The 2,606-nt window shown below is 67.8% G+C and carries 4 protein-coding genes; 3 read left to right on the top strand and 1 reads right to left on the bottom strand.

The features are described 5' to 3' along the window. Positions 1-103: 103 nt before the first annotated feature. From CCN51_RS56250 to CCN51_RS51610, 3 genes are all read left to right on the top strand, one after another. A complete protein-coding gene (locus tag CCN51_RS56250) occupies positions 104-268 on the top strand; it encodes a hypothetical protein (RefSeq protein ID WP_014178225.1) in 165 nt (54 codons plus the stop codon). A 104-nt stretch (positions 269-372) separates the two neighbouring features. After that, positions 373-948: a dCTP deaminase gene (dcd, locus tag CCN51_RS51615; RefSeq protein WP_014178226.1), complete on the top strand. Its 576-nt coding sequence runs from the start codon at positions 373-375 to the stop codon at positions 946-948. Between the two features lie 4 nt (positions 949-952). Further along, on the top strand, positions 953-1,450 hold the full coding sequence (locus tag CCN51_RS51610) for a phosphoribosyltransferase (protein WP_014178227.1): 498 nt from the start codon (positions 953-955) through the stop codon (positions 1,448-1,450). Positions 1,451-1,548: 98 nt separating this feature from the next. Here CCN51_RS51610 and CCN51_RS51605 read toward each other — a convergent pair whose 3' ends face one another. Further along, positions 1,549-2,499, bottom strand: a complete 951-nt coding sequence (locus CCN51_RS51605) for a Yip1 family protein (RefSeq protein WP_238545669.1) — start codon at positions 2,497-2,499, stop codon at positions 1,549-1,551. Positions 2,500-2,606 lie beyond the last annotated feature (107 nt).

Here is a 2,606-nt window from a genome sequence, read left to right as displayed (position 1 = left end):
GAGTTGGGGCGTACCGTGGGGGCGGAGTGCCGCGTGGAGCGGTGGGTGGTTGATCCCCTAATGTGGCTTTTGTCGTCCACGTTGTTTATGGGGAAGGGACTCAATGGAGCGCACCGTCGTCCGTTGTGCCGAAGGGCATGTGTTCAGCACCGCTTCGTTCCCGATGCAGCACCTCACCGTCGACCGGATCGGCCCCGGTCGGCTGCTGCGCTGTCCGCGTTGTGCGCGGTTGCGGCAGGCGGTGCCGGTGGCCGGTGGGAAGCGGTAGGGGGCGCCGCGGTCTGATTGCCGTCGGGTTCTGATCATTGCGGCGGGGGCCCGGTCCGATTGGGCCGGGCCCAGGTCATGAGTTTGGTTGCGTATCCTCGTTGCGTGCTTCTCTCAGACAAGGACATCCGGGCCGAGATCGACGCCGAGCGGGTACGGATCGATCCGTTCGATCCGGTGATGGTGCAGCCGTCGAGCATCGATGTGCGGTTGGACCGCTTCTTCCGGGTGTTCGAGAACCACCGTTATCCGCATATCGACCCGGCGGTGGAGCAGTCGGATCTGACGCGGCTGGTGGAGCCGGAGGGGGATGACGCGTTCATCCTGCATCCCGGGGAGTTCGTGCTCGCCTCGACGTACGAGGTGATCTCGCTGCCGGATGACATCGCCTCGCGGCTGGAGGGGAAGTCGAGCCTGGGGCGGCTGGGGTTGTTGACGCACTCCACGGCCGGGTTCATCGACCCCGGGTTCTCGGGGCATGTGACCCTGGAGTTGTCGAATGTGGCCACGTTGCCGATCAAGCTGTGGCCGGGGATGAAGATCGGGCAGCTGTGTATGTTCCGGCTGACCTCGCCGGCCGAGCATCCGTACGGGTCGGAGCGTTACGGCTCCCGCTACCAGGGGCAGCGCGGGCCGACGCCGTCGCGTTCGTACCAGAGCTTCCACCGGACGAAGGTGTGAGCCGGTGAGTGAGCAGCGGGAGAACCTGACGTACGAGCGCTTCGGCGCGGCCGTGCGGGAGCTGGCGCAGACGATCGCGGATGACGGGTATGAGCCGGACATCGTGCTGTCCATAGCGCGCGGCGGGGTGTTTGTCGCGGGTGGGCTGGCGTATGCGCTGGACTGCAAGAACATCCATCTGGTGAATGTGGAGTTCTATACCGGCGTGGGGACGACCCTCGACATGCCGGTGATGCTCGCGCCCGTGCCCAATGCGATCGACTTCTCCGAGAAGAAGGTCCTGATCGCGGATGATGTCGCCGACACCGGCAAGACGCTCAAGCTCGTACGCGACTTCTGTGTCGGCACGGTCGCCGAGGTGCGCAGCGCGGTGATCTACGAGAAGTCGCAGTCGCTGGTGAAGTGCGAGTACGTCTGGAAGCGCACCGAGGATTGGATTAACTTCCCCTGGAGCGTCGAGCCGCCCGTCGTGCGGCGGGACGGGCAGGTTTTGGACGCCTGACTCGCCTGACCCGCCTGACCCGCCTGTTAAAACGAAGCCGCCCGAGGGGAAACGGGTGAGGGGCCCTGCGGGGCCCCTCTGTGCGTTCTGCCGGGGCTTTACAGGGTGCCCAGCTTCAGCAGCGACAGCAGCGCGATCAGCTGGATCGCCGACGCCCCCAGCGCCTTCTGCCACGGCAGGTCGTGCGACTTGCTCACCATCGACGTGAACAGCGCGCCCGCCGCCAGCCAGGTCGCCCACCCCAGGACCTGCACCGTCGGGCTGTCCCCGCCCAGGAACAGCGCGAACACCAGCCGTGGCGCGTCCGTGATGGACATGATCAGCATCGACAGGCCGATCGTCGGGGCGTACGAGCCGTCGCCGCCCAGCTGGCGGGCCAGGGTGTGGGTGACCGCGCCCAGGATCAGGCCGCTGATCACGACGGTGACGCCGGTGACGAGGATCCACGGGATGCTGTTGCCCATCGAGGCGTTCAGCACGTCCTCGCGGGCCTGGTCGAAGCCGAAGACCACGAGCAGGCCGTAGACGAACGTCACGATCAGGGCCGGGCCCCACATCGCGTAGTCGCGCATCTGCCAGAAAGTGGCCGACGGGCGCAGCACGATGCCGCTGAGCAGCTGCTTCCAGGGCAGGCGGGGGCCGGCGGGCGGGGCGGTGGAGGCGCCGGCGCGGTAGGTGTTGCCGTAGCCGTCGTCGTACGAGCCGGGGTCGGGGCCGTAGCCGGGGTCCTGGCCGTACGGGTCGTAGGCGTCGGGCGCCTCGCCGACGCTGAACTGCTGCGTATGGCCCGGATCGTTGTTGCTGTACCCGCCGCCAGGGCCATGGCCCGGGGCGTGGCCCTGGCCATGGCCCTGCGGGGGGCCGTAGTGCGGGTCCTGGCCGCCGAAGTACTCCGGCTCCCCCTGCGATGCGGGCTGCTGCCACTGCGGCCTCTGCTGGCCGTACGGCGGCGCTTGTCGGCCGTACGGCTGCTGCTGCGGTGGTTGCTGCTGCCCCTGTTGCGCGGACCGGGAGTCCCGTCCGCGTCCGATCCTGAATCCAGCCACGATTCGAACGTACCCGGTCGTAGCGACTGGGGTGCCGGACCTCTCAGAACAGGTCCGGCATTGCGGCCGACCTGTGACATCCCCTAGGGGGTCCCTGAGGGGTTTTCCCC

The organism is Streptomyces milbemycinicus, assembly GCF_002154605.1.
Classification (GTDB): Bacteria; Actinomycetota; Actinomycetes; order Streptomycetales; family Streptomycetaceae; genus Streptomyces; species Streptomyces milbemycinicus.
The sequence above is the reverse complement of the archived record's forward strand: the minus strand, read 5'-3'. Positions and strand labels throughout refer to the sequence as shown.